Origin of the sequence: Abyssibacter sp. (assembly GCF_964229365.1) — a bacterium.
Taxonomy (GTDB): Bacteria; Pseudomonadota; Gammaproteobacteria; order Nevskiales; family OUC007; genus Abyssibacter.
In genome coordinates this window covers 1-25,594 of sequence record NZ_CAXRDQ010000049.1, presented here as the reverse complement: position 1 = coordinate 25,594, position 25,594 = coordinate 1, and the positions used below count along the sequence as shown (strand labels likewise).

The 25,594-nt window shown below is 63.7% G+C and carries 23 protein-coding genes; 9 read left to right on the top strand and 14 right to left on the bottom strand.

Translation table 11 applies throughout. The features are described 5' to 3' along the window. Positions 1-28: 28 nt before the first annotated feature. From ACE1EY_RS08190 to ACE1EY_RS08170, 5 genes are read right to left on the bottom strand one after another with little or no spacing between them, the layout of a single operon-like run. Positions 29-817: a succinate dehydrogenase iron-sulfur subunit gene (locus ACE1EY_RS08190; RefSeq protein WP_370299927.1), complete on the bottom strand. Its 789-nt coding sequence runs from the start codon at positions 815-817 to the stop codon at positions 29-31. Further along, positions 817-2,604, bottom strand: coding sequence for a succinate dehydrogenase flavoprotein subunit (sdhA, locus tag ACE1EY_RS08185; protein ID WP_370299926.1), 1,788 nt, complete (start codon positions 2,602-2,604; stop codon positions 817-819). The genes ACE1EY_RS08190 and sdhA overlap by 1 nt, the downstream gene beginning before the upstream one ends. A 15-nt stretch (positions 2,605-2,619) precedes the next feature. Further along, positions 2,620-2,997, bottom strand: coding sequence for a succinate dehydrogenase, hydrophobic membrane anchor protein (sdhD, locus tag ACE1EY_RS08180; protein ID WP_291514071.1), 378 nt, complete (start codon positions 2,995-2,997; stop codon positions 2,620-2,622). An 11-nt stretch (positions 2,998-3,008) separates the two neighbouring features. After that, positions 3,009-3,389, bottom strand: coding sequence for a succinate dehydrogenase, cytochrome b556 subunit (gene sdhC, locus ACE1EY_RS08175; protein ID WP_370299925.1), 381 nt, complete (start codon positions 3,387-3,389; stop codon positions 3,009-3,011). A gap of 12 nt (positions 3,390-3,401) precedes the next feature. Beyond that, positions 3,402-3,596 carry a DUF1674 domain-containing protein gene (locus ACE1EY_RS08170; protein ID WP_291514069.1) on the bottom strand — a complete coding sequence of 65 codons (195 nt, stop codon included), beginning with the start codon at positions 3,594-3,596 and terminating at the stop codon, positions 3,402-3,404. 51 nt (positions 3,597-3,647) lie between these two features. Here ACE1EY_RS08170 and ACE1EY_RS08165 point away from each other — a divergent pair, with 51 nt between their 5' ends. Then, positions 3,648-4,490 carry a folate-binding protein YgfZ gene (locus ACE1EY_RS08165; RefSeq protein WP_370299924.1) on the top strand — a complete coding sequence of 281 codons (843 nt, stop codon included), beginning with the start codon at positions 3,648-3,650 and terminating at the stop codon, positions 4,488-4,490. Between the two features lie 86 nt (positions 4,491-4,576). Here ACE1EY_RS08165 and ACE1EY_RS08160 read toward each other — a convergent pair whose 3' ends face one another. Next, positions 4,577-6,376: an acyl-CoA dehydrogenase C-terminal domain-containing protein gene (locus ACE1EY_RS08160; RefSeq protein WP_370299923.1), complete on the bottom strand. Its 1,800-nt coding sequence runs from the start codon at positions 6,374-6,376 to the stop codon at positions 4,577-4,579. 390 nt (positions 6,377-6,766) lie between these two features. Here ACE1EY_RS08160 and ACE1EY_RS08155 point away from each other — a divergent pair, with 390 nt between their 5' ends. Further along, positions 6,767-7,894, top strand: a complete 1,128-nt coding sequence (locus ACE1EY_RS08155; RefSeq protein ID WP_370299922.1) for a DUF819 domain-containing protein — start codon at positions 6,767-6,769, stop codon at positions 7,892-7,894. Here the strand turns inward: ACE1EY_RS08155 and ACE1EY_RS08150 are convergent. The 4 genes from ACE1EY_RS08150 to prfB all read right to left on the bottom strand — a co-directional run bounded on the left by ACE1EY_RS08150 (position 7,891) and on the right by prfB (position 12,806). Beyond that, a complete protein-coding gene (locus ACE1EY_RS08150; RefSeq protein ID WP_370299921.1) occupies positions 7,891-8,589 on the bottom strand; it encodes a flavodoxin family protein in 699 nt (232 codons plus the stop codon). The two genes, ACE1EY_RS08155 and ACE1EY_RS08150, sit on opposite strands and share 4 nt — an antisense overlap. Continuing rightward, positions 8,586-9,932, bottom strand: a complete 1,347-nt coding sequence (locus ACE1EY_RS08145) for a sorbosone dehydrogenase family protein (protein ID WP_291513673.1) — start codon at positions 9,930-9,932, stop codon at positions 8,586-8,588. Before ACE1EY_RS08145 ends, ACE1EY_RS08150 begins: the two co-directional genes overlap by 4 nt. A 202-nt stretch (positions 9,933-10,134) precedes the next feature. Beyond that, complete coding sequence (lysS, locus tag ACE1EY_RS08140) at positions 10,135-11,667, bottom strand: lysine--tRNA ligase (protein WP_370299920.1); 1,533 nt, start codon at positions 11,665-11,667, stop codon at positions 10,135-10,137. Positions 11,668-11,710: 43 nt separating this feature from the next. Beyond that, a protein-coding gene (prfB, locus tag ACE1EY_RS08135) for a peptide chain release factor 2 (RefSeq protein ID WP_291513671.1) occupies positions 11,711-12,806 on the bottom strand; the annotation gives its coding sequence in 2 pieces (ribosomal slippage) (positions 11,711-12,733 and positions 12,735-12,806; 1,095 coding nt in all). Between the two features lie 230 nt (positions 12,807-13,036). Between prfB and ACE1EY_RS08130 the strand changes: the two genes are divergently transcribed. From ACE1EY_RS08130 to ACE1EY_RS08120, 3 genes are all read left to right on the top strand, one after another. Further along, the gene (locus ACE1EY_RS08130) at positions 13,037-14,344 is read left to right on the top strand and encodes an OmpA family protein (RefSeq protein WP_370299919.1); all 1,308 of its coding nucleotides are present in this window, start codon (positions 13,037-13,039) and stop codon (positions 14,342-14,344) included. 90 nt (positions 14,345-14,434) lie between these two features. Then, positions 14,435-14,869, top strand: a complete 435-nt coding sequence (locus ACE1EY_RS08125) for a DUF6231 family protein (protein ID WP_370299918.1) — start codon at positions 14,435-14,437, stop codon at positions 14,867-14,869. A gap of 44 nt (positions 14,870-14,913) precedes the next feature. Then, on the top strand, positions 14,914-15,528 hold the full coding sequence (locus ACE1EY_RS08120) for a DedA family protein (protein ID WP_370299917.1): 615 nt from the start codon (positions 14,914-14,916) through the stop codon (positions 15,526-15,528). 152 nt (positions 15,529-15,680) lie between these two features. On the opposite strand, the gene ACE1EY_RS08115 is transcribed toward ACE1EY_RS08120, so the two are convergent. Genes ACE1EY_RS08115 through ACE1EY_RS08100 form a run of 4 tightly spaced genes read right to left on the bottom strand, consistent with a single transcriptional unit; the run spans position 15,681 to position 18,544 of the window. Next, positions 15,681-16,577: a PhzF family phenazine biosynthesis protein gene (locus tag ACE1EY_RS08115; RefSeq protein WP_370299916.1), complete on the bottom strand. Its 897-nt coding sequence runs from the start codon at positions 16,575-16,577 to the stop codon at positions 15,681-15,683. Beyond that, positions 16,574-17,026, bottom strand: a complete 453-nt coding sequence (locus tag ACE1EY_RS08110) for a thioesterase family protein (RefSeq protein WP_291513665.1) — start codon at positions 17,024-17,026, stop codon at positions 16,574-16,576. Before ACE1EY_RS08110 ends, ACE1EY_RS08115 begins: the two co-directional genes overlap by 4 nt. Then, a complete protein-coding gene (locus tag ACE1EY_RS08105) occupies positions 17,023-17,895 on the bottom strand; it encodes an NmrA family NAD(P)-binding protein (RefSeq protein WP_291513664.1) in 873 nt (290 codons plus the stop codon). The genes ACE1EY_RS08110 and ACE1EY_RS08105 overlap by 4 nt, the downstream gene beginning before the upstream one ends. Before the next feature lie 7 nt (positions 17,896-17,902). Next, entirely contained in the window at positions 17,903-18,544 is a 642-nt protein-coding gene (locus tag ACE1EY_RS08100) for an outer membrane beta-barrel protein (protein WP_291513663.1), read from the bottom strand. Positions 18,545-18,724: 180 nt separating this feature from the next. On the opposite strand from ACE1EY_RS08100, the gene ACE1EY_RS08095 reads away from it, so the two are divergent. The 4 genes from ACE1EY_RS08095 to ACE1EY_RS08080 all read left to right on the top strand — a co-directional run. Further along, positions 18,725-20,209 (top strand): GTPase, encoded by a 1,485-nt coding sequence (locus tag ACE1EY_RS08095; RefSeq protein WP_370299915.1) that lies wholly within the window; start codon positions 18,725-18,727, stop codon positions 20,207-20,209. Continuing rightward, entirely contained in the window at positions 20,206-21,528 is a 1,323-nt protein-coding gene (locus ACE1EY_RS08090) for a DUF697 domain-containing protein (protein ID WP_370299914.1), read from the top strand. The genes ACE1EY_RS08095 and ACE1EY_RS08090 overlap by 4 nt, the downstream gene beginning before the upstream one ends. 327 nt (positions 21,529-21,855) lie before the next feature. Further along, positions 21,856-22,977, top strand: coding sequence for an efflux RND transporter periplasmic adaptor subunit (locus tag ACE1EY_RS08085; protein WP_291513660.1), 1,122 nt, complete (start codon positions 21,856-21,858; stop codon positions 22,975-22,977). Between the two features lie 2 nt (positions 22,978-22,979). Then, the coding region (locus ACE1EY_RS08080; protein WP_373928065.1) for an efflux RND transporter permease subunit at positions 22,980-25,594 on the top strand (2,615 nt) is incomplete at its 3' end.

The following is a 25,594-nucleotide window of genomic DNA, read 5'->3' as shown; positions in this document are numbered from 1 at the left end:
TTCGCTCATGGCGTATCGCGTCGGCGGGCTATCCGACGCGCTCCAGGATCATCTTCTTGGTTTCGGCAATCGCCTTGGCCGGGTTCAGACCCTTCGGGCAGGTCTTGGCGCAGTTCATGATCGTGTGGCAGCGGTAGAGCTTGAACGGATCTTCCAGCTGATCCAGCCGCTCACCGGTCGCTTCATCGCGGGAATCGACCAACCACCGGTAGGCCTGAAGCAAGATCGCTGGGCCAAGGTAGCGATCGCCGTTCCACCAGTAGCTCGGGCAGGAGGTCGAACAGCAGGCGCAGAGGATGCACTCGTACAAACCGTCCAGCGCCTTGCGCTCTTCCGGGGTCTGCAGGCGCTCGCGCGAGGGCGGCGGCGTTTGCGTCTTCATCCACGGTTCGATGGAGGCGTACTGAGCATAGAAATGCGTCAGATCCGGAACCAGATCCTTGACCACCGGCATGTGCGGCAGCGGATAGATGCTGATCATGCCCTTGAAGTCGTCGATGCTTTGCGTACAGGCCAGCGTGTTGGTGCCGCGGCCAGCGCCGATGTTCATCGCGCAGGAACCGCAGATCCCTTCGCGGCAGGAGCGGCGGAACGTGAGTGTCGGATCGACCTTGTTCTTGATCCAAATCAGCGCATCCAGAACCATCGGGCCGCAGTCGTCCAGATCCACAGCGTAGATATCGAGCTGCGGGTTCTGCCCCGAATCCGGGTCGTACCGGTAGATCTTGAACTTGCGAATGTTCTTGGCACCGGACGGCGCAGGCCATTCCTTGCCCTTCACCATCCGGGAATTCTTGGGGAGCGTGAACTCGGCCATCAGTAGACCCTCTTCTTTGGCTCGATGTACTCAAGCTCGTCGGACATGGTGTAGTCGTGAACCGGCCGGTAGTCGATGTCGATCTTGCCATCGCGCCACCAGGACAGCGTGTGCTTCATCCAGTTGCCGTCGTCCCGGTCCGGATAATCCTCGCGGGCATGCGCGCCCCGCGACTCGGTTCGGTTGGATGCCGAGGTCATGGTCGCCATGGCCTGGCCGAGCATGTTGTCCAGCTCCATGGTTTCCACCAGATCGGAGTTCCAGACCATGGAGCGGTCGGACACCTTCACGTCGGCGAAGGACTTGGCCACCTCGGCCATCTTGTCCACGCCCTCGGACAGCGTTTCACCGGTACGGAACACTGCGGCGTTGTTCTGCATGGTGCTTTGCATGGCGTCGCGAATGTCCGCCGTCGCCAGGCTGCCATTGGCGTTCCGCAACGTATCCAGGCGGGTGAGAATCGGCTCCAGATGGTCATCAGCCAGGCGCTTGTGCGGCGCGCCCTTCTTCACGACCTCGGCGGCACGAATGGCCGCGGAGCGCCCGAACACCACCAGATCCAGCAGCGAGTTCGAGCCCAGGCGGTTGGCGCCGTGCACGGACACGCAGGCGGCCTCGCCGACGGCCATCAGGCCGGGCACGACGGAATCGGGGTTGCCGTCCTTCAGGGTGACGACTTCGCCGCCGTAGTTGGTCGGGATGCCGCCCATGTTGTAGTGCACCGTCGGGATGACCGGGATCGGCTCCTTGGTCACATCCACGCCGGCGAAGATCTTTGCCGACTCGGCGATGCCCGGCAGCCGCTCGTTGATCACTTCCGGCCCCAGGTGCTCCAGGTGCAGATGAATGTGGTCATTCTTCGGACCGACGCCACGGCCTTCGCGAATCTCGATGGTCATCGATCGACTGACCACGTCGCGCGAGGCGAGATCCTTGGCGTTGGGCGCGTAACGCTCCATGAAGCGCTCGCCCTTGGAGTTGGTCAGGTATCCGCCCTCGCCGCGCACGCCTTCGGTGATCAGGCAGCCCGCGCCGTAAATGCCCGTGGGATGGAATTGCACGAACTCAATGTCCTGCAGCTCCAGACCCGCCCGCAGCACCATGCCGCCGCCGTCGCCGGTGCAGGTATGGGCCGATGTGCAGGAGAAGTAGGTCCGCCCGTAGCCGCCGGTGGCGAGAATCACCATGTGCGAGCGGAACTCATGCAGCTGCCCGGTCGATAGGTCCCAGGCCAGCACGCCGCAGCAGTTGCCGTCGTCGTCCATGATCAAATCGATGGCGAAGTACTCGATGAAGAACTCCGCCTTTTCCTTCAGCGACTGCTGGTAGAGCGTATGCAGCATGGCGTGACCGGTGCGGTCGGCGGCCGCGCAGGTGCGCTGCGCCGTACCCTCACCGAAATGCGTGGTCATGCCACCGAACGGTCGCTGGTAGATCTTGCCTTCGCCGGTGCGTGAAAACGGCACACCGTAATGTTCCAGTTCGATGATCGATGGAATGGCCTCACGGCACATGTACTCGATCGCATCCTGGTCACCCAGCCAGTCGGAACCCTTGACGGTGTCATAGGCATGCCAACGCCAGTCGTCCTCGCCCATGTTGCCCAACGCGGCGGAGACACCACCCTGTGCGGCCACGGTGTGGCTGCGGGTCGGGAACACCTTGGTGACACAGGCGGTTTTCAGGCCAGCCTCGGCCAGACCCAGCGTGGCGCGCAGCCCGGCGCCACCGGCGCCGACAACCACAACGTCGTATTCGTGTTTGATGATTTCGTAGGAATCGGTCATTGCGTCCAGATCCACCTAAGCCAGAGCGATACGCACGACAGCGAAGATGGCGGCCACCGCCAACACCAGATGCGCGAGTTTCATGAGATACATGGAGATGAGCTTCTTTGCCGGACCGTGGACGTAGTCCTCGATCACGACCTGAACGCCCAGCTGCGAATGATAGAAAAGCGCCGCGAAGTAGATGACCAGTGACACCGCCACCCAGGGCGCCGCAATCCAGGCCACCACCGTCTGGTAGTCACTGCCCACCAGGCAGGCGATGGAGAACACGAACCACAGCGATAATGGCACCAGCAGTACGGCGCTGATCCGCTGCATCCACCAGTGATGCAGGCCGTCTTTGGCGGAACCGAGTCCGCGCGCTCGGCCGATTGGAGATTTGAGACTCATAATCCTTCCCTTCAGGCCAAAGCGACGATGACGGCAAGCACGGTCAGCACCGCCGCAACGATGATGGCCGCATAACCGGACTTGTACGCGGTGTCCACGTCCAGCCCCTTGCCGGCGTCCCAGAACAGGTGACGCACCCCGTTGCAGAGGTGGTAGAACACCGAAAACGTCCAGCCCAGCAGTAGCAGCTGGCCGAACCAGCTACCGACAAAGGCGTTGAAGCAATCCACCGCTTCAGGGCCTGCCGCCACAGACAGAATCCAGGCACAAAGCATCAGCGTGCCGACGGATAGCGCAACACCGGTGCCCCGATGAAAAATACTCGTCATCGAGGTCAGCTGCGGCTTGTAAACCTGGAGGTGCGGCGACAATGGCCGCGAGGAATCACTCATGGAGTCTCACCTTTAGAAGTCGACACAACGCCCTTTGCGCTCCCAGTCACCGTAGCGCGTCGGCTCCAGCCCCTTGGGGCCGCCGAACTCTTCGGGCTGGGATTCGGTCTGAGCGTCGTGAGTCGCAGACGGCATCTGCTCGGATGCCGACGCAGCATCGGTCGCCGGGTCCGCATGCGGGTCCGGAGCATTGTCATGGGCAGCCATGGCGGGGATTATACGTTCGCCCCCTCTCGCCGCAATCTCTGACGAGTTCCAATGCTCCCTGTCGCCGACGAATCCGCAACCCCGATCGCCCTAGATCACTGGACCCTTATCCGCGCCGATGGCCCGGATGCGCAAGACTTCTTACACCGGCAATTGACCGCAGATATCGCCGCGCTTGCGCCTCAAACGTCCACACTGGCGGGCTATTGCATGCCGGATGGTCGATTGATCGCCACGACTTTCGTGTTTTGGCGTGACCAGGCCCTCCATCTGGCCTTGCCCGCGTCTGTGGCCCCGGCGGTATTACGGCGTCTGCGCCTGTTCGTGCTGAGAGACCGGGTCACACTATCGACCTGCGACCTGCCGATCGCCGGCAGGCTGGACAACGAAACGCCGGCAGCGGGCAGTTGTGTGAATGACGGCGGCATCACCTGGATCGGCCTGCCTGGTGATCGTCCGCGGGCCTTGGCGATTGGCGCCACGGGCGGCGAAACCAGCCGGTCGGAGTCTTGGACAGCAGGCGAGATCGACGCCGGACTGCCTATGGTGGTCGCCGAAACGGCCGGCCTATTCCTGCCGCAATCGCTTCGACTCGACACCCTGGGCGGCGTCAGTTTTCGCAAGGGTTGTTATCCCGGTCAGGAGGTTGTGGCCAGACTGCACTACCGCGGAAAACTCAAGCGAGTGTTGGTTCGGGCGGACCGTCGCGGCGGACCCTGCCATGCCGGCGATGTCATCCAGGGGCCGGATCAGGCGCTCGGTCATATCGCGGCCACCACGGAGACCGCGGCTCTGGCCGTTGTTCAGCTCACGGCGCTGGGTATGAGCGGTATCGCAGGCCAAGCGCAACTGACGCTGAAGACGCAGGCGCTTCAGACGGCGGAAGCGACCTAAGCGCGCTGCATCACCGGCCACAGCTGCCGACAACAACCGACCAGACTGGCTGGCCCGTCCACGATCGGGACGGGCCAGCCTCTGGACTAGAAGTTCGCTTCGTCCAGTTCCATCAGCGGCGCCGCACCGGCCTTGACCTGGTTGATCAGCATCTCGGTTTCCGGATACAGCTTGGCGAAGTAGAACCGGGCTGTCGTCAGCTTGGATTGGTAGAACGCCTTGTCAGCGTCGTTGGCCGTATCCAGCTTGCGCATGGCGACGCTGGCCGAGAAGCACCAGGAGAACGAGAACACCAGGTGCCCGATGATGCGCAGGTAAGGCACCGCGGCTGCGCCGGCTTCGTCCGGGTTCTTCATCGCCTTCTGGCCGATCTCGGCGGTTAGCGTCTGCACCTGCACCGCCAGCTTGCCGAGCGGGTCGGTGAATTCCTTCATGCCCTCGTAGTCCGACTGGCGCATGATCAGTTCCTGGATCACCTTGCCGAACTTCATCAGCTTGGCACCCATGTCACCCAGCACCTTCCGGCCCAGCAAATCCAGCGCCTGAATGGTGTTCGTGCCTTCGTAGATCATGTTGATGCGCGCATCGCGCACGCACTGTTCCAGGCCCCATTCGGTGATGTAGCCATGTCCGCCCAACACCTGCATGGCCAGCGTGGTCGACTCGTAGCCATTGTCGGTAATGAAGCCCTTGACGACCGGCGTCAGCAATGAAACCAGATCATCGTTGTCCTTGCGCACGGACTCGTCCGGGTGCTTGTGCGACAGATCGATGGCGAGACCCGCCCAGTAGGTGAAGGCCCGCGCAGCCTCCACGTAGGCCTTCTGCGTCAGCAGCATGCGGCGAACATCCGGATGCACGATGATCGGGTCAGCCGGCTTGCCCGGGTTCTTGGGTCCGGTCAGTGAGCGGCCCTGAATCCGGTCTTTCGCGTAGGCCAGCGAGTTCTGATAGGCGAACTCGGCCAGGCCCAGCGACTGCATGCCCACACCCAGCCGTGCGCCGTTCATCATCACGAACATGGCTTTCAGGCCCTTGTTCGGTGCGCCGACCAGCCAGCCCTGCGCACCGTCGAAGTTCAGCACGGCGGTGGCGTTGCCGTGAATGCCCATCTTGTGTTCCAGCGAGCCGCATTTCACGCCGTTGCGTTCGCCGGGATTGCCGTCGGCATCCGGAATGAACTTGGGCACGACAAACAGCGAAATGCCCTTGGTGCCCTCGGGCGCATCCGGCAGGCGCGCCAGCACGAGGTGCACGATGTTGTCGGCCATGTCGTGCTCACCGGCCGAGATGAAGATCTTGGTGCCGTAGATGGCATAGGAGCCGTCGCCATTGTCGTCGGCCTTGGTCTTCAGGATGCCCAGATCGGTCCCGCAATGCGGTTCGGTCAGGCACATGGTGCCGGTCCATTCGCCCGAGACCAGCTTGGGCAGGTACAAGTCCTTGAGCGCATCCGTGCCAAAGGCCAAGAGCGCGGTGTAGGCGCCATGCGACAGCCCCGGATACATGCCCCAGGCCTGGTTGGAGGAATTGATCATCTCCATGAACGCGCTGGACAGCAGGTGCGGCAGACCCTGCCCGCCGTAGTTCACATCAGCGGCCAAGGACGGCCAGCCGGCAGCCACATACTGCTGGTAGGCGTCCCGAAATCCGGTCGGAGTGGTGACGTTGCCATCGGCATCGAGCTTGCAGCCCTCGCGGTCGCCGACTGCATTCAGTGGCTGGAGGATGTCAGCGCAGAACTTGCCGCCCTCCTCCAGCACCGCATCGACAGTCTCGGCATCGATATCTTCGTGCTCGGGCAGTTTCGCCAGTTCGGCTTCAACATTGAGCATTTCATGAAGCACGAACTGCATGTCGCGCAGCGGCGGATTGTATTGAGGCATGGAGCTGTCTCTCTAGTGTGTGAATTCGGTGGGGCCCCTGGGTTTCCCGTCCAGGCAGGAAACGGCCCGAGGCCGGGGATTGTGAACAACCCGGCGGCAAATCGACACATCTGACCAGACGACGCCGGCTTGAATGCTGTAACGACCGGTACTTAGCGGGGTCCACCGGAAGGCCCGACGGCCCCGAATGCCAGCAACTGCGCACGAATGAGGTGCCAACGGGCCCAAAGCTCCACGTGAAGCGCGCCCAGCAGTCGCGCAGCAACCAAGCGACTAAACGCTTTCTTGACACGCGTCCGGCAAAACTTGTCGCGGCCGGCATTCGACGGGCGCGAATGCACGGACACATCAGGACAGCGACGACAGAAAAGCGACAACGGGGAGATCACCATGAACGACACGGCTCTGATTTCAGCCGACCAGACCTGGCTACTGCTGGCCATTCTGCTGACAGCCGCGGCGGTGGGACTGTGGGCGGACCGCCAAGCTTGGGGAAGCCGTGTATCCGGCGCTGTGGTGTCGATTTTGATCACCTTTGTGCTCACCAACACCGGCATCGTGCCGGTCGCCGCGCCGATTTATGACCAGGTGTGGGGCATCGCCGTCCCGCTGGCCATCCCGCTGCTGTTGTTGCGGGCGGACCTGCGGCGCATTGCCCGCGAGGCCGGGCCGATGCTGCTGGCCTTCCTGATCGGCGCCACGGGCACGGTTGCCGGCGTGTTGCTGATGCGCCATGTGCTGGACCTGGGCACGCTGGATGCACAGTTGTCCGCGGTGTTTGCTGCGACCTACATCGGTGGTTCGATGAACTTCGCAGCCACCGCGCAAGCCGTGGAGCTGACGGATGGCGCCATACTCAGCGCCGCCGTGGCGGCCGACAACCTGCTGATGACGCTGTTCTTCATCGTCTTGTTTGCCCTGCCCGGCATACCGGCTATCGCAGGTCGCTTTCCCGCACCAGCGGCTCGTATTGCCCAGCTGTCGCCCATGCAAGCCCGCGCCCCGGATACCGGTTCACTGGCCAACGGTCTCGCCTTCGCCGCCACCGTCTGCGCCATCGGGTTCGCGGTGCAGGCGCTTTCGGGTGTGCGGGGCTCGGCTATCCTGGTCATCACCGTGTTGTCGGTGGCGCTTGCGACCACGCGCCCTGCCACGGCGACCCGCCTGACCGCCGCCGAACCCTTCGGTTATCTGCTGATGCAGGTGTTCTTCGCGACCATCGGCGCCAGTGCCAACGTCTGGGTGGCGATGTCCGCCGGTCCGACCGTGTTCTTTCTGGCAGCGGGCGCGCTCAGCGTCCACCTGCTGGTCACGCTGGTCGGCGGGCGGATTGCCGGCTTGTCTCTGCCCGAGTTGGTCGTCGCTTCGAATGCCAATCTCGGCGGACCGACGACAGCGGCCGCAATGGCGGCGGGCAAGCATTGGCCGGGATTGGTCACGCCTGCGGTGCTCGTGGGCACCCTGGGCTATGCGGCGGGGACGCTGGTCGGCGTGACGCTGGCGGGACTGCTGAGCTAACTCGTCGCTGCCGGGTGCCCGAACCGTTCGCCTTCGCTCCAGGCCTCCGGCTGGTTGCCATGTGCCGGCAAGCCGCCGGCGTCTCGAAGCATTCGCGCCATGTGCATCAGATTCCAGCTCATGAAGGTGATGTTGCGCTGGGTGAAATCATTGGATGGCCCGGCGTCGGCGTCATCGCCATAGGACTTCCCCGGCCCGGCCTCGCCAACCCAGGCGGCATCGGCCTGCGGCGGCACGACAAAGCCCAGATGCTGCGCGGCGTACAGCAAGGTCATCGCGCACTGCTTGGCACCGTCTTCATTGCCGGTGATCACGCAACCGGCCGTGCGGCCGTAGTAGATCGTCTGTCCCTGTGCATTGGTCTTGCCGGAGTCGCCGTACAGGCGCTCGATGAGGCGGCGACAAACCGAACTCTCCTCACCCAGCCAGATCGGCGTGCCGATGACGAGAATATCCGCGCCAAGGACCTGCTGATGCAGCTCCGGCCAGTCGTCCTGCTCGAAGCCATGTTCACGCATATCCGGGTAGATGCCGGGCGGCAGCGTCAGATCGACGGGTCGCAGCATGTGGGTACTGACGCCGTTGCTGCGCATCACGTGCTCGGATACGCGCATCAGGCGTTCGGTGTGTGATGTCTGCCCGCTAGGTTTGAGCGTGCAGTTCAGGAACAGCGCCGAGAGTCTGTCATCGCTCATTGACCACCCTCGGCGGTGACGCGCCAAATGGCATTGCCCACGTCGTCGGCCACCAGAAGACTGCCTGTGGCGTCGAAAATCACGCCGACCGGTCGGCCATAGGCGTCCTCATCGTCGCTCAGAAAGCCGGTGAGCACGTCAACCGGCTTACCCGTCGGCTGGCCGTTTTCGAATGGCACGTAAACGACCTTGTAGCCACTCTTCGGCCGCCGGTTCCAGGAGCCGTGCTGCCCGATGAACAGGCCCTGGCGCCATTGGTTCGGCAACTGCGACTCGTCGGCAAAGCTCATGCCCAGTGATGCCGTGTGTGCGCCCAGGGCGTAGTCAGGCACGATCGCGCGCTCGACCAGCTCGGGTTTCTGCGGTTTGACCCGCTGATCCACGTGCTGACCGAAATAGCTGTAGGGCCAGCCGTAGAATCCGCCATCCTGCACGGAGGTCGCGTAGTCCGGCACCAAGTCGCTGCCGATCTCGTCACGCTCGTTCACGACCGCCCACAACTCACCGGTTTCGGGATTCCAGTCCATGCCGACCGGGTTACGCAACCCGGTCGCATAGAGCCGCTTGTCACCGCTGGCGATGTCCAGCTCCCAGATGGCCGCCCGACCCTGCTCCACATCCATGCCGCGCTCGCCAACATTGCTGTTGGAGCCCACGGCGATATAGAGCTTCGAACCGTCGGGGCTGGCGACCACGTTCTTGGTCCAGTGGTGATTGATCCCGGCGGGCAGGTCCGTGACCTTTTCTCCAGCGTCGTCGATGACCAGCGCTCCGGGCGTGTAGGGAAAGCTCCAAAGCGCATCAGCATTGGCCACGTAGAGCGTGCCGTCGACCAGCGTCATGCCAAACGGGGAATGAAGGTCTTCGACGAACTTGGAGCGCTCGTCGGCGACGCCATCATTGTCCACATCCCGCAACAGGGTGATGCGGTCCGCGCTGGGCACCCCGGCCCCGGCTGTGGACTTGATCTTGTCGGCGACCCAGTCCTTGGCGCTGGTCGAACCGCCCGCCTTGGCCGGCGCGTTGGATTCCGCCACCAGGATGTCGCCGTTTGGCAGCTTGTAGAGCCAGCGCGGATGCTCGAGACCGGAGGAGAACTGCGTCACACGCAAACCCTCGGCCGCCGACGGCTGCTGGCCCTCGGGCCAGCCGGTGGCGGGCGCCACATTGACCGTGGGCATGAGCGTCTTGTTGGGCTTCGGAAGTTCTGGGTCAGAACCCATGCCCGCTTCCACCGGCAGTTCCGCCCGTTCCGGAAACACCACCAGCTTGACCACCACCGCGACCAGGATGATCAGTCCGATGACCGCCACTAAGCCAATCGTTTTTTTCGCCTTTGCCATGTCGCACTCCTTTGCTTGAAGGCATGGTGTCCGGTCGATTGCGCGTCGGCGTGACCACGACATGGGTAGAAGCCCACCCGGCAGATCGAATCGGAGTCCAATGCATCCGACTGGACGACCGCGGCTAAGTTTCACGCCAGGTGCTATACGAGCCCGCAGGCGCGGGTCACAGGGCAAGGCGGCAGCGGGCTACCGCGGCCGTTCAGACCGTGTCGTCCACCTGGCGCAGCTGCGGAAACAGCAGCACATCACGGATCGACGGTGAGTCGGTCAGGAACATCACCAGGCGGTCGATGCCGATGCCCTCGCCGGCGGTCGGCGGCAGCCCGTACTCCAGCGCGCGGATGTAGTCGGCATCAAACGCCATCGCCTCGTCATCGCCCCCGGCCTTGGCGGCAACCTGGGCCTTGAAGCGCTCGGCCTGATCCTCGGGATCGTTGAGCTCGGAGAATCCGTTGGCAATCTCGCGACCGGCGAGAAAGAATTCGAATCGGTCGGTCACGTCCGGGTTGGCATCGCTGCGGCGCGCCAGCGGCGACACCTCGGTGGGGTATTCGGTGATGAAGGTCGGCTGCATCAGCCGGTCCTCGACGGTCTTTTCGAACAGCTCCAGCTGCAGCTTGCCGAAGCCGGCCGCCCTGGGCACCGGCACGCCATGGCGCTCCAGCTGCGCCTTGAGGTAATCCACGTCCTCCAGCTGCCCGGCGTCGAGATCGGCGTTATAGGCCAACAGCGAGTCACGCAGACTCAGGCGGGTGAACGGCTGTCCCAGGTCGTAGGTTTCGCCCTGGTAGCTCACGACGCTATCGCCCGTCACGGACATTGCCAGATCGCGCAGCATGGTTTCCGTGAGATCCATCAGGTCGTTGTAGTTCGCGTAGGCCTGATAGAACTCCAGCATGGTGAACTCCGGGTTGTGGCGCGTGGAGACACCCTCGTTCCGGAAGGTGCGGTTGATCTCGTAGACACGCTCGATGCCGCCCACCACCAGCCGTTTGAGGTAGAGCTCGGGCGCGATCCGCAGATAGAAGTCGCTGCCCAGGGCGTTGTAGTGCGTCACAAAGGGCTTGGCCGCCGCGCCGCCAGGCAGCGGCTGCATCAGCGGGGTCTCGACCTCCTGGTAGCCCAGGCTGTCCATGAAGTGACGGATGAAACGGACGGTTGCGGCGCGCTTGCGAAAGACCTCGCGGACCTCCGGGTTGACGATGAGATCGACATAGCGCTGGCGGTAGCGCGTCTGGGTATCGGTCAGCCCGGCCCACTTCTCGGGCAGGGGCCGCAGCGACTTGGTCAGCAGCCGCAGGCTGTCACACCACACCGACAGCTCCCCGGCCTTGGTCTTGAACACGCGGCCGCTGGCGCCGACCACATCGCCGATATCCCAGCCCTTGAAGGCATCGTAGACACCCTCGGGCAGATCGTTCTTGCGAATGAACAGCTGGATGCGACCGGAGGCATCCTGAATGTCGACAAAGCTGGCCTTGCCCATGATGCGTCGGCTCATGATCCGGCCGCCGACAGCGACGGTGGCATTGACGCCTTCCAGCGTCTCCGCATCCCGCTCCCCGTACATGCCGTGCAGGTCGGCCGCCAGCGCATCGCGCCGGAAATCGTTCGGGAACGCCGGCGTATCGCCCTGGCGCAGCTCGGCGAGTTTCTCCCGCCGCTGGGCAATCAGCTTGTTCTCGTCTTCGACGGGATCGGCTTGCGGAGTCTGTCCTGGGGTATCAGTCATCGGCTCGGCTTGAGTCGGGCCCCGCGGCAGCGAGGCGATAGGTTCAAACGCCCTGTTTCAGGGACGCCTCGATAAACGGGTCGAGATCGCCGTCGAGCACGGCCTGCGTATTGCCGACCTCGACGTTGGTGCGCAAATCCTTGATCCGGGATTGATCCAGCACATAGGAGCGAATCTGGCTGCCCCAGCCAATGTCGGACTTGGTGTCCTCCAGGGCCTGGGCATCGGCGCTGCGTCGCTGCATCTCCAGCTCGTAGAGTTTCGCCTTGAGCTGCTTCATCGCGCGATCCTTGTTCTGATGCTGCGAGCGTTCGCTCTGGCATTGCACCACGACGCCGCTGGGACCGTGGGTGATGCGCACCGCCGATTCCGTGCGATTGACGTGCTGGCCACCCGCACCGCTGGCGCGGTAGACATCGATACGCAGGTCGGCCGGATTGATCTCCACATCGACCGAATCGTCGATTTCCGGCGCCACGAACAACGCGGCGAAAGATGTGTGGCGTCGTGCACCGGAATCGAAAGGAGACTTGCGAACCAGGCGATGCACGCCTGTTTCGGTCCGCAGCCAGCCGTAGGCGTAGTGCCCGGACACACGCACCGAAGCGCTTTTGATCCCGGCCACTTCACCGGCCGAGCATTCGAGCAACTCGGTTTCGAAGCCGCGACGTTCGCACCAGCGCAGGTACATGCGCAACAGCATTTCGGCCCAATCCTGCGCCTCGGTACCGCCGGAGCCGGCCTGCACATCGATGAAGCAGTTGGCTTCGTCCTGCTCGCCGTTGAACATCCGCTGGAATTCCAGCGCCTCGGCGGCCTTGGCGATCCGCGTGACATCAGCAATGATCTGCTGCAGCACTTCTTCGTCCGCTTCCGCCAGGGCCAGTTCCAGCAGCTCCTCGGCGTCGTCGAGACCGGTCAGGGATTGTTCCAGAGGCTCCAGCGTCGCTTCGAGCCGGGCTTTTTCCTTGCCCAACTCCTGCGCTCGCTCCGGCTCGTTCCAGACATCGGGCTGCCCGAGTTCCGCCAGCACCTCGTCCAGACGCTCACGCTTGACCGGCGCGTCAAAGGTAGCCCCGAAGTGCGTCGAAACGCGCCTTCAGGGCCATGATCTCCTGCGAAATCTGATTGGTTTCCATGGGAGCCGGAAAAACCCGGATTCCGATAAAGGGCGCGGAAGGATACACAAGCGATCCGAACGCGTCATCACGAGCGATGCGGCCAGTGCAAGCACGGTTGCGACCCGGTAAACTGCGTGTTAACAATCCGGTGCTGAACTATCGCACAATGGGTCGGTGAGGTTGATGGAGCAACCGACTAACACGTGAGGGACGAAAACGTGAATAACATCCGCTTTGGGGGAAAACGAATGATCAGTCGACTGATGGCCGCCGGCCTCGGTGCCGTCCTGCTTGCCAGCATGAGCACGCAAGCACAGGCGCAGCAAGACAAGCGCTTCTACATCGCCCCCATGGCGATGTTCACCGCAACCGACGATGATCGACTGCTTGATGATGCCGTTGGCGGCGTCTTCTCGGTCGGCAAGCCGCTGACCAGCGGTTTGAACTTCGAACTCACGGGCTGGCTGTCCGAAGCGGACTACGACGACTCGGCCGTAGACGGCAGCGCGGAGCTTCGAGGCTTCGGCGCGACCATTCTGTTGTTCCCCAACCGCAACGAACTGCCGGTCTTCGGCATTCTCGGCGTTAGTCATGGCACGACCGAGATGCATCCGGCATCCGGCGGATCTGCCAACTACGACAGCACGGTCGGCGATATCGGAATCGGCGCGATCTACCCCATTTTCTCCGATCGCGTTTACGTTCGCGGTCAGGCCATGTACCGCTACGACTCACATAGCCGTCGCGACGCCGGCAGCACCGGCAACGATGGCTTCTACGAAGCGGTCGCTGCACTCGGTCTGCATGTAACGATCGGCAAGTCTCCCGCAACTTTGGCCGCCGAAAAGGAAGCCGAGGAAGCCGCCTTGGTGCCCGTCGTGCAGGATTCCGACAACGATGGCGTGAACGACGATGCCGATGCCTGCCCGGGCACACGGGCTGGCGTGCAGGTCGATTCACGCGGCTGTGAGCGCGACTCCGACGGCGACGGCGTGCTCGACGGCGCCGATCAGTGTCCGAACACGCCACAAGGCCAGGCCGTTGATGCCAAGGGCTGCTCGCTGGACGGCGACAACGACGGCGTATTGAACAATCTGGATCAATGCCCGAATACGCCCGCCGGTGCCGAAGTTCTGGCCGATGGCTGCGCCCTGACCAACGACTGCCGCATTCCGCAGCCGGGTGACCAGGTCGACGCAGATGGCTGCGCCGTAACCCAGTCCGTCATCCTGCGCGGTGTGACCTTCGATCTGGATTCGGCCCGCCTCACGCCGAATGCCAAGGCCATTCTGGATACGGTTGGCGACGCCCTGCTCTCCATCGAATCGGTGGACGTGGAAATCGGCGGGCATACCGACAGCCTCGGCTCCAATGCCTACAACCAGAAGCTGTCACAGCAGCGCGCCCAGTCGGTCAAGGATTACCTTGGTGACCGTGGTGTTGGTGACTCACGCATGCAGGTCAAGGGCTACGGCGAAGCAGAGCCCGTGGCTCCGAATGACACCGCAGAAGGCCGTGAACTGAACCGCCGCGTCGAGCTGAAGATTCTCGAATAGCGTCGGATCAGATGGACAAAGCCCCCGGACGTCATTGGACGACCGGGGGCTTTTTTTGTGTCATGCAATGCCGGACACCGCCCACAAGCCATGCCTGATTCGCTCCCCATCCTGCTCGCCGAACTGATACGCCCCCTGCTGACGGGGAACGAGACCTGTCAGGCGTGGACCGATTCGGCGGACACCTCGCTGGTGCAGGCGCTGACCGCTCAACTCCCTATGCTCGGATGGGTTGACGCCGACGCGCGCCGGACCGGCATTGCCCTCATCGACGCCCGGTCACGCCCCTTGGCGGACCACACGGTCGCCTACTGGCGCGATCTGGGGGCGGCCCACCTGTTCGTGCTGCTCGATCGACATGCGGGCTTCGAACAGAACCTGATTGCACTGGGCTTGACCCTGCTGGCGCGATCCGAATCCCACGAGGTCTGGGCCTTCGACATCGGCCACTACAAGCGCAAGCCGGACTGGCTGAACCCCAAGTACTGGGCACATCCTGAACGTTGGGCACAAGAGCGTTGGTGACTTGATAGGCACGCAGGGCGGCGCCACTGCCCTATGCTTGCGCAATGGAATACGCCGTCGCTGAATATGGAGTCTTCGCGGTCGTCTTCGGGACGATGTTCGAAGGCGAAGCCGCCCTGCTGCTGGCCGTTTTTCTCGCGCACAACGAGTACCTTCCGCTGCGTGAGGTGATTGTCGCCGGCTGGATCGGCGCGGTGCTGGGGGATCACCTCTGGTTCTACGGCGGTCGTGTACTCGGGCCGCGCTGGATGGAGACTCACCCCGCCTTTGCCAGACGGGCGATGCGGGTGCGCGACTTTGTCATTCGCCACCAATACATCACCCTGCTGGGCTTTCGTTTCGTGATTGGCATGCGCACGGTCATACCGTTTGCGCTGGGCCTGGTCGGAATTTCTCGCCTGCGTTTTCTCGCCTTCAACCTCGTGTCTGGCCTCGCGTGGGCCACCCTGTACGGCACCATGGGTGCATTCATCGTGGGCATCATCACGCGTGCCGTCGATCATCTGCTGCAGAACGAACTGCGCATTGCGTTGGTGATTGCCCTGGTTTTGCTATGCGCGTGGTTGATCGCCCGTGTTCGGGGCATTCTGCGAGAACGCCATGCCCGGCAGAAACGCGCACGCCGACGTGCCGCGGGTGAAACCGGGCATCGCCATTAGCCCCCGCGCAGCGCCGTCCAGCAGGCTGGACGGCGAAACTGGCACGCTCCGTGAATCAATGAAGATGTCGGTCGGCGGACCGGCATTCGTCTCCTCCGCACCTTGGGCGGTTCCTGTTGGAACCGCCTTTCTTTTTGGCGGCAGTGCCGGACTCAGTCGCCCGAAGGCACCCGCAACCAGCGTCCCTCGCTAACCGCGACGACCTCGCCGGACAGCTGAACGGCTTCTAGTCGCCCCGCCGCTCCAAGCAGGTGCAGTCGCAGCGTGGATGCACGCCCCATGGCTGCACCTTGCTGGATGGCGACATGCGCCTGCCCACGATCACGCAACATCTTGGGCGCAATCCGACCTGCCAGCGCGACAGCGGCGGCGCCGGTCGCGGGGTCTTCCTGTATACCGGCGGCTAGCGGGAACACACGAGCAGTGATTTCGTCCTCGCCTGGTCCGGAGGCAAAGCAGCACAGCTCCCAGCTTCCCAGGGGACCACCCAGCGCAGGTGCTTGCAGTTCCGCCAACCGGCCCGGCTGATCGAGTTCGACGCAGTGCACGGCCATGCCGGCCGACCAGACCTCGACGTCGCCCACCAGCGCAGAAACTGGAACGCCCAGCTCAGCCGCGACCTTGCCCCCCGCCTCGGTACCCGATTGCTCGGGCAGCTGCGGGGGGATCAACGTGGCGTGGCCTGCGTCATCGGTCCATTGCGCCGTACAACGCACCAGACCAGCACGCTCCACGAGATCAATGGACTGCGAGGTCGACTCCCGCATCGTATCGCGACCGGCAAGCCAGGCCGCTGCGCCGATACTGGGATGACCGGCGAACGGCAGCTCCGTGGACGGTGTAAAAATCCGTAGGGTGAATCGTCGGCTGCCCCAGTCCCAGTTCGTAACAAACACGGTCTCGCTGAGGTTCATCTCACGCGCCAGGGCCTGCATCTGACCGGTCGCGAGAGTCAACGACTCTTCGGCTTCGTGGTAGACGATCGCCAGCGGATTGCCCGCAAACGGCTGGTTGGTGAACACGTCGACCACCGTGAACAGCAGATTCATTCCGCCACTCCGGCCATGTTGATGAGTACACCCGGCGCACCGGCCGCCAGGGCCCCGCGTTGGACCGGCGGTATCGCATGCTTGCCGCCGTTCTGCGCGTCCACCATGACGTAGGTCACGCTGGCCGTCGCCAGCAACAGGTCGTCACCATCGCGCTGAAACCGAACGGCCAGTGTGAATGAGCTGGTACCGATCCGGGCGGTGCGAACGGAAAGCGCCAGCACGTCGTCGAATCGCGCTGCGGCGGACCAGTCGATCTGCGTAGAGACGACCTGCGCGTCAAGACCGGCATCCAGCAGGCGCTGATGACCGCCCCAGATGACCCGCTCGTATTCGGTAAAGGCAACATCGAGCAGATCCATATAACGCGCGTTAAACATCACATTCTGCGCATCGCATTCACCGTATCGAACGCGGATCAGTACGCGCAGGGTATCGTGCTGCGTCATGGCGATGGTTCGGAAAACGATGCGGCATGGGCGTCGAGAAAGGTCTCGAGCCTGCGCCCGGGGCGACCCAGCAGTGTCGGTACGGCGTCCGACATCTGCTCCGCTCGATCCGCGCGCCGGGTCCAGGCGGCCAGTTCGCTGAAGATCTCAGCCAGAAAGGCCGGCAAACCGAATTCCAGCAACAGTCCACGCAGCGCTAACGGCGACAGATCTTCGTAGGCCACCGGTCGTTTCAGCCAGCGACCAATCCGGACGGCGATGTCGTCATGGCTGAGCAATTCGGGGCCGGTGAGATCCATCGGATGATCGGGCCACGCGGCATCACCAGCCAGCAGCGCGGCGGCGCATTCACCAATGTCTTCGGCATCGATCAAGGCCATTCGTCCCTCTCCAGTGGCGTTGACCAGCTGACCTTGCGCAATCGAGGCCGCACTACCAAGCAGGTTCTGCATGAAGCTGTCCGGGCGGAGAATGGCGGGCCGGCAGCCGCGGCTCATCAGATCCCTATCCAACGCGCCATGTAGCCGACCCAGGGCGAGTCCGTCGTCGATGACTCCGCCCAGCACTGAAAGCCGGACCACGCGCTGCACGGCGGCTCGCTCCAAGGCGGCGTGAACGCGCTGTCCCAGCGCCTCGGCATCCTCGGTCAGCGGCACCATGACGAACGCGGACGCGCATCCGTCAAAGGCTGTGGCCAGGTCGGACTCGTTCCAGTCAGGAACGACATGGTTTCGAGTCGCGGACCGGTCTGGCCCGACCGTTCGGGCGATGGCGTGAACCGGAAGGCCGCGCCGGGACAATCCCCGGACGACGGCACTCCCGACCTGCCCGGTTGCCCCGAGAACGGCAACCGGGCCGAGCTGGCTCATCCCTGGCTCAGGGGCGCCACTCGATGCCACCGGTTACCAGAAAGACCGGATCATCATCGATATTGTAGAAGTCGATGTCCGCGCCCAAGGCAATCTGGCCAAAACCAACGTACCAGAGGCCAGCGCCTGCGAGGACGTCGAATCCGTCATCGTCATAGGACCGGGTGCCCGTTGAGGTCGTGGTTTCAAACTCGGCTTTCCAGTAGGCGTATCCGAAGCGCATCCGCCCTTCGAAGCCCCAATAGTCAGGCGTGAACACGGTCGCGGCGATGTTGATGCCGTCGCCCGCTCGCGGCTGCACGGCCGCCGTACGGCGTGCGAGCAAATCCGCATCGGTTGTCGTGCCGCTCACCGTGGTGTCATGCGAACCCAGGGTGAACAGACCGACTTCAATGCCGATCACGTCGTCGAACTTGAGCCCCCCGTAGATCGTGCCCCCGGTATCCGAATCATCAACATCAGCCGTGACATTCGGCTCGCCTTGCAGGCGTAATTCATTCGTCGTCGCCCGGCTGCCCTTGTCCACGATGGACTGCCCAGCGCGGACTCCGGCATACCATTCCGCGGACGCCGCTCCGGAAACGAGCAGTCCGATCGCCGTCGCGGCGGTCAACATCAACGGCTTGGTCTTACCCAGATCTACCAGCATTGTCGATCTCCCTTTGCATCAAATCACATGCGCCTTTATTCAGTCCTTGGCAGCACACCCGACACCATGTTGCCGCCCAAGAGTAGCGTAGCAACATGACAAGTCGTTACACACATTCGGGGGGATTGCGTGGTTGGATTCCCTCGAAGTGTTTTATCTCTCTAAGCTAACATCGCGACGATGGGTTCTACACCGGCGAAACGCATTCGACCACTGTTCGGACTGGGTCTGCTGTGCGTGCTGTTGTTCCTGCTCGCGACGCTAATCCATACGCTTGATGGTCTGATCGGCCTCTATGAGCGGGCGCGCGCGGTCTCGCCGCTGCTGCCTTGGGTGCTGAATCTCACCCTGGGCTTGTTTTTGCTGGCCAGCGTGATGACGGTCGCATGGTGGCTGCTGCCCTCACGCCGGGGCCGCAGAACAGAAAAAAAGGTGAACGAAGCGAGCGTCATCGCCCGGATGCGGTCACAGCAGACCTCCGGCATCGACGTATCACGCGCACTGAGCGAGCTCGATGAGCTGGAATCGCGCCGCCACGCCGGCCGCGTATTCATCGCCTTGTTTGGAGAGACCAGCACCGGGAAGAGCAGCGTGGTTCAGGCCTTGATCCCCGACTCCAAACCGGACACCGGCGCGACGACCGGGACCACCCGGCATTGCCAGCGCTACCAGTGGATATTGCCCTCGGGCGAGCAGCTCATCGTCGTCGATGCGCCGGGTTTCTCCCATGATGACGAAGACACCCATCTGGCCACGCAGGAAGCCATCCGCGCGCATCTGGTGGTCTACCTCTGCGACAGCGATCTGTCACGCAGCGAGTGGACTCAGATCGAACGCTTGATCGGGTTCGGCAAGCCGCTCGTGATTGCCCTGAACAAGGCCGACCAGTTCGGTGAGGACGAAACCGACGCGATTCGCCAGCAGATCGCCGAGCGGTTCCACCGCAGCCAGCGCCCGACGGTCGTTGGCATCAGCGCCGGCGGAACAGAACGCGTGACGCGCATCGGACGCGACGGCAGCGAACAGGAGACCACGCGCCCGCGCAATCCTCGTATCCAGCCGCTGCGCGCAGCCATCGAACGGAACCTGCTCCGCGACCCGGACAGCCTGACCAGCCTGCGCGACGCCGCCGTCTTTCAGCTCACCGACACCCGGCTTGATGACGCCGAGCGCTCCCACCAGCGCCGGCAATCGGAGCAGATCATCGCGACGCATACGCGTGCGGCCGTCGTCGGCGCGCTGGCGGCCTTGTCACCCGGCTCCGACCTGGTCATTCAAGGCGCCATCGGCGCGCGCCTGGTGCGCTCGTTGTGCCAGCTACATGATGTCCGTGTCCGAGAGCTGGAAATTGAAACCGTGCTCAAGAACGCCGGCAGCACGTCTCGCAAGTCCTCCGCGCTGGTCCTTGCGGTCGCAGGCAACGCGCTCAAGGCGTTTCCTGGCATCGGCACGGTGACCGGCGGCCTGGCGCATGCGGTCGCCTACGGTCTGCTATTCGACGCCTTCGGACATGCCCTGGCCGATTCACTCCGTCGATCCGGCGCCCTGCGCCCGGACGATATCAACGCCACCTTGGAGCAAGTGCTGGACGACGATCTGGCCGTCAGCGCCCGACGTGTCGCACGGCTGGCGCTGCGCGGTAGGTCACGGACTGACCCGGAATGAGCGAGTCACCATCGGTCCTTGAAGATGGCGCCCGCGAAGCCTTGCATGCAGTGCGCGACAGCGTGCGTGATCTGATCGACGATCCGCAGACACCGAGCAGCGTGCGCCACGCGCTGGAAGCCGAGTACGCGGACCTCGAAGCCCTGTGGCAGAAGCTGGATTCGGAGGAGCTGCACATCGCGGTGTTCGGACGAGTCAGCGTTGGCAAGTCCTCACTGCTCAATGCCTTGATTGCCGACGACGCGTTCGCAACCGGGCCACTACATGGCGTGACCACCCAGGCTGACGCTCGGGCCTGGGTGCCGGTGGGCGATAGCCCGGTACGCGTGTTCGACACCCCCGGCATCGATGAAATCGATGGAGAAACCCGGGAGCAGCTGGCTCGCCAAGTCGCACGCCGCTCTGATCTCGTGCTGTTTGTATGCGAGGCGGACCTGACCCAACTGGAGCAGGACGCACTGCGTACGCTGTCCGATACGCACCGCCCGTTGCTACTGGTGCTGAACAAGGCGGATCGCTACACCACCCCCGAACGTCATGCGCTGCTGGAAGCCCTGCGCCACAAGGCCACCGGGCTGGTGCGGCCGGAACACGTGCTGGCCGCAGCAGCCGCCCCCCGGCCCGAAACCGTGCTGCGGATGACCGAGTCCGGTGACGAGGAGGAATTTCAGCGTCCAAGACAGCCCGACATCGCCGAACTGGAACGTCACATCATCGGCATCCTGCGACGTGAAGGCCGCGTGCTCGCGGCGCTCAATGCCGGCTTGTTCGCCAGCGAGGTCTCGGACAGCGTCGCCGCCCGCGTCGCCGACATCCGCCATGCGGCCGCGCGCCGCGTCGTGCGAGGGTATTGTCTCGGCAAGGGACTTGCCGTGGCGGTCAATCCCGTGCCGCTCGCCGACCTCGCAGCCGCAGCCGCTCTGGACGTGAGTCTCGTATTCCATCTCAGTCGGATCTATGGGCTGCCGGTGACCCGCCACGAGGCGGGCCGGCTGGTGGCCGTTATCAGCGTCCAGCTCGCGGCGTTAATGGGCGCCGTCTGGGCCGTTCATGCCGCGTCCGCAGTGCTCAAGACATTCAGCGCCGGCCTGTCGGTGACCGTTACCGCGCTGGCCCAGGGTTCGGTCGCCTGGTACGCCACCTACCTCATCGGCGAAGCCGCGACCCGCTACTTCGTCAATGGCCGAAGCTGGGGCCCCGGTGGCCCCAAACGAGCCGTTCGCGATGTGCTGGAACTGGTCGATCGCGAATCGATAATGGCCGAAGCCAGGCGCACGCTTGCGCAGCGGCTGCGCGGCCGCCGCGCAAGCTCCGATTGAATCGCACCGCCAAGTTGCTGCCGGTCCGCTCGACATTCAGGATTCGCTGCGACCATTGGAACCCTCCGGTCATCTTGGGTCTGAACAATCATCCACTCGCGACGGGCAACCTTTTGGCGAAAGAGCCGATTATTCGGCGATATTGACCGATCAACGCTCGAAGCAAACGGAATGATTTCCGAAATACCCTTTAATATCAATCACTAATAAATGTACCGCCGGGTGGCACGGGGCTTGAAGCCCGTCGATACAGCGTCGAGTCACTGCGCCCCTGCGGGCGCGGGCCAGCACTCGATAACATCACCGCAAGCAAGGGAGTGAATCAGGATGTCTCGATTGACTGGCTGGTCAGTTGTTCTCGTATTGTCGTTAGGGCTGCTCGGTGCTTGCGGCGGACCAAACGCCGACAACGGCGACGGCAGCGAGGACGAACCTGAAGAGCCATCCATCCCGGTCGAGGTTGCGGCCGCCGAACTGGGGTCCATCTCGGCGGCCTGGCGTGGCAGCGCGACGCTGGAAGCCGAAGCAGAATCCGCCGTCGTCGCCCGCGTCGGGGGTATCGTCGAGACGCTTTACGTCGAGGAAGGCGATCATGTGGACGCCGGCGCCCCGCTGGCCCAGCTCGACACCGACCAGCGCGCACTGGAATTGCGCCAGTCCAAGGCCGAGCTCGAACGACTACGCGCCGATCACGATCGCAACAAGGCGATCTTTCGTGAAAACCTGATCAGCCGCGAGCTGTTCGACCGCACGCGGTTCGAATTGGAATCCGCACAGGCCAGCCACGACATGGCCAAGCTTGCGCTGGAGTATTCGACGATCCGCTCCCCCATTCAGGGCACGGTATCCGAGCGCCTCATCAAGGTCGGCAATCTGGTAGCGGCGAACAGCCCCGCGTTCCATGTCACCCAATTCGACCCTTTGCTGGCCATCTTTCATGTACCGGAACGCGAAATTCACAAGCTGGGCAAGCAGCAAGCGGCCAGGCTGACGTTCGATGCCTGGCCCGACGAGATCTTCCCCGGCGAGGTGGACCGCATCAGTCCGGTCGTCAATCCCGACACCGGCACGGTCAAGGTCACTGTCAAAATGGACAAGGCCGGGAACAAGCTGCAACCGGGCATGTTCGGGCGTGTGCGGATCCTCTACGACAGCCGCAATGATGCCGTGCTGGTGCCCGCCGACGCCGTGGTCACAGAAGACGCCCGCGACGCCGTATTCGTCATCGTTGACGGCAAGGCCCAGCGCCGCGATGTCGAAGTCGGGTTCTCCGAGGGCAACGTTGTGCAGATCGTGTCCGGCGTCGATGTCGAAGAGACGGTCGTGATCACCGGGCAGGCGGCCTTGCGTGACGGCTCTCCCGTCGACGTGATCGGCCAGGACGATGCGGCCAGCACGGATGAGACACCCGACGCGGAGGCCGCCGAGACCTCCTCGACGCAGGGCTGATCATGGGCTTCGTCGGTACGTCCGCGAGACGGCCCATCGCCGTACTCATGATCACGCTTGGGTTCGTGCTGTTCGGCGCGGTTTCCTGTTCGAATCTGGAAGTCACGCTGCTGCCCGACCTCAACTACCCCACCCTTACCGTGCGCACCGACTATGTGGGCGCCGCACCGGCGGAAGTCGAGACCCTGCTCTCCAAGCCCGTCGAGGAAGCGCTGGGCATCGTCAAGAATCTGCGCGAGGTGCGTTCGGTCTCGCGCGCCGGCCAGTCCGACGTGGTCCTCGAATTCGCCTGGGGCACGGAGATGGACTTTGCCGTGCTGGACGTGCGAGAGCGCCTCGATGCGCTGGAGTTGCCGGACGAGGCCTCCCGCCCGCTGGTGCTGCGCTTCGATCCGTCGGAAGACCCCATCGTCCGCCTCGCGCTGTCACTGACGAGTGACAGCGCACCGACCGCAGAAGAGCTCAAGCGGCTGCGCCGCGCCGCGGAAGACCAGGTGCAGCGACCGCTGGAATCGGTGATCGGTGTGGCTGCAGTCAAGATCTCCGGCGGTCTCGAAGACGAAATCCAGATTCTGCTCGACATCGACAAGGTCGCGCAGCTGCGCATGACCCCGGCGCAGATCGCCGAGCGGCTGAACGCCGAGAACGTCAATCTGTCCGGCGGCCGCGTCGAAGATGGCAGCGCCGCCTACCTGGTCCGTACGCTCAATCAGTTCGGTTCGCTGGAGGACATCCGCCGAACCATCCTGACCAGCATCGACGGGCGCCCCATCTACGTCGAGGATGTGGCCCAGGTCATCGCGGGACACAAGGAGCGCGAAGCCATCATTCGGGTTGGCGGCCGTGAAGCCGTCGAGGTTGCGGTGTACAAGGAAGGCGATGCCAATACGGTTGCCGCCGCCAAGGCCGTGCTGGCACGTGTCGACAACCTGAATGACGTGCTGCCAGAAGGCTTGTCGCTGACCAGCCTTTACGACCAGTCGGTGTTCATTCAAAGCGCGATCAGTGGCGTCACCCAGGCCGGCCTCTACGGCGCCCTGCTTGCGGTGCTGGTGCTGTACCTGTTTCTGCGTGAGTTGCGCCCCACGCTAATCATTGCCGTGGCGATCCCGATCTCGGTGATCGTGACCTTTCTACCGATGCAGTTTGCCGGGCTATCGCTGAACATCATGTCGCTGGGCGGCATGGCGCTCGCGATCGGGCTGCTGGTCGACAACGCCATCGTTGTGCTGGAAAACATCGCGCGGCGGCGGGAAGCCGGCGATTCGCTCATTGACGCCGCTGTCGCCGGCGCAGGCGAGGTTTCCGGCGCCATCATCGCCTCCACACTGACCACGGTCGCCGTGTTCTTCCCGATGGTGTTTGTCCAAGGCATTGCCGGTCAGCTATTCGCCGATCAGGCGCTGGTTGTCACCTTCGCGCTGCTGGTCTCGCTGGCGGTGTCGCTCACCGTCATCCCGACGCTGGCGGCACGCGGCGGCGAGCGCCGCCACATCGCGCCGCGCGAACCCCTGGCCGGCCAGTCGCGCTGGCGACGTGGCGTATTCGGCTTCTTCCGGGCGGTGGAATGGGTGCTGACCTGGTTGGTCCGCCTGCCGGTGGGCCTGGTCTGGCTGCTGTTCCGAACGCTCGGCCTGCTGCTACGCCCGGTCGTGGCCATCTGGAACCGCGCCTACGCTGCCCTGGCGCGCGGCTATGCGAGCCTGCTCAATGCCGCACTCCAAGCCCGCGCGCTGGTCCTGATCGTTGCCGGCCTGGCCTTCGCCGCCAGCCTGTGGCTGGCGACCCAGCTCGGCGTTGAACTGATACCGCCGATGGACCAGGGCGAGTTTTCGCTGGAAGCGAATCTGCCTCCAGGCACACCGCTGGAAGAGTCCGATCGGTTCCTGCAGCGGGTTCAGGCTGCGTTCCGTGAAGACCCGGCCGTGCGCACGGTCTATGGCGTAGCCGGAACCGGCAACCGGCTGGACTCGAACCCGGAGCTGGGTGGCGAGAATGTCGCGTCGATCAGTTTCGCATTGAAGAATGGCGCAGACGAAATGGCGCTGCGACAACGTATCCGCGAACGCGTCGGACAGACGCCGGGGCTGGAATACCGTTTTGAGACGCCGACGCTGTTCAGCACCGAGAAGCCGCTGGAGATCGAAATCGCCGGCTACGATCTGGCCGCGCTGGAGCGGATTGCCATCGCCTTGCAACGGCGCCTGGAACAGTCGGACCGCTTTGTCGATGTCGAGTCCACCTCCGAACGTGGCCAGCCGGAAGTTCGCGTGGTGTTCGAGCAGGAGCGTGCAGCCGCCCTCGGCCTGCAGGTGTCCGATCTCGCCGCACGTGTCGTGACACTGGTGCAAGGCGATGTCGCCACGCGCTATCGCGTGTCGGACCGCGAAATCGATGTGGTCGTCCGGGGCAAGCAGGCGAACCAGACGAGCTACGATGATCTCAAGCGGCTGGTGATCAATCCCGAATCCGAGCATCCCGTACCACTGGAATCGGTAGCCGCCGTGCGACTCGACCGCGGCCCGGCCGAGATCCGGCGCACGGCACAGCAGCGTGTCGTCGTGCTGAGCATGGACATGGCCTACGGCGACCTGGGCAGCGCTGTCGGGGAGCTGGA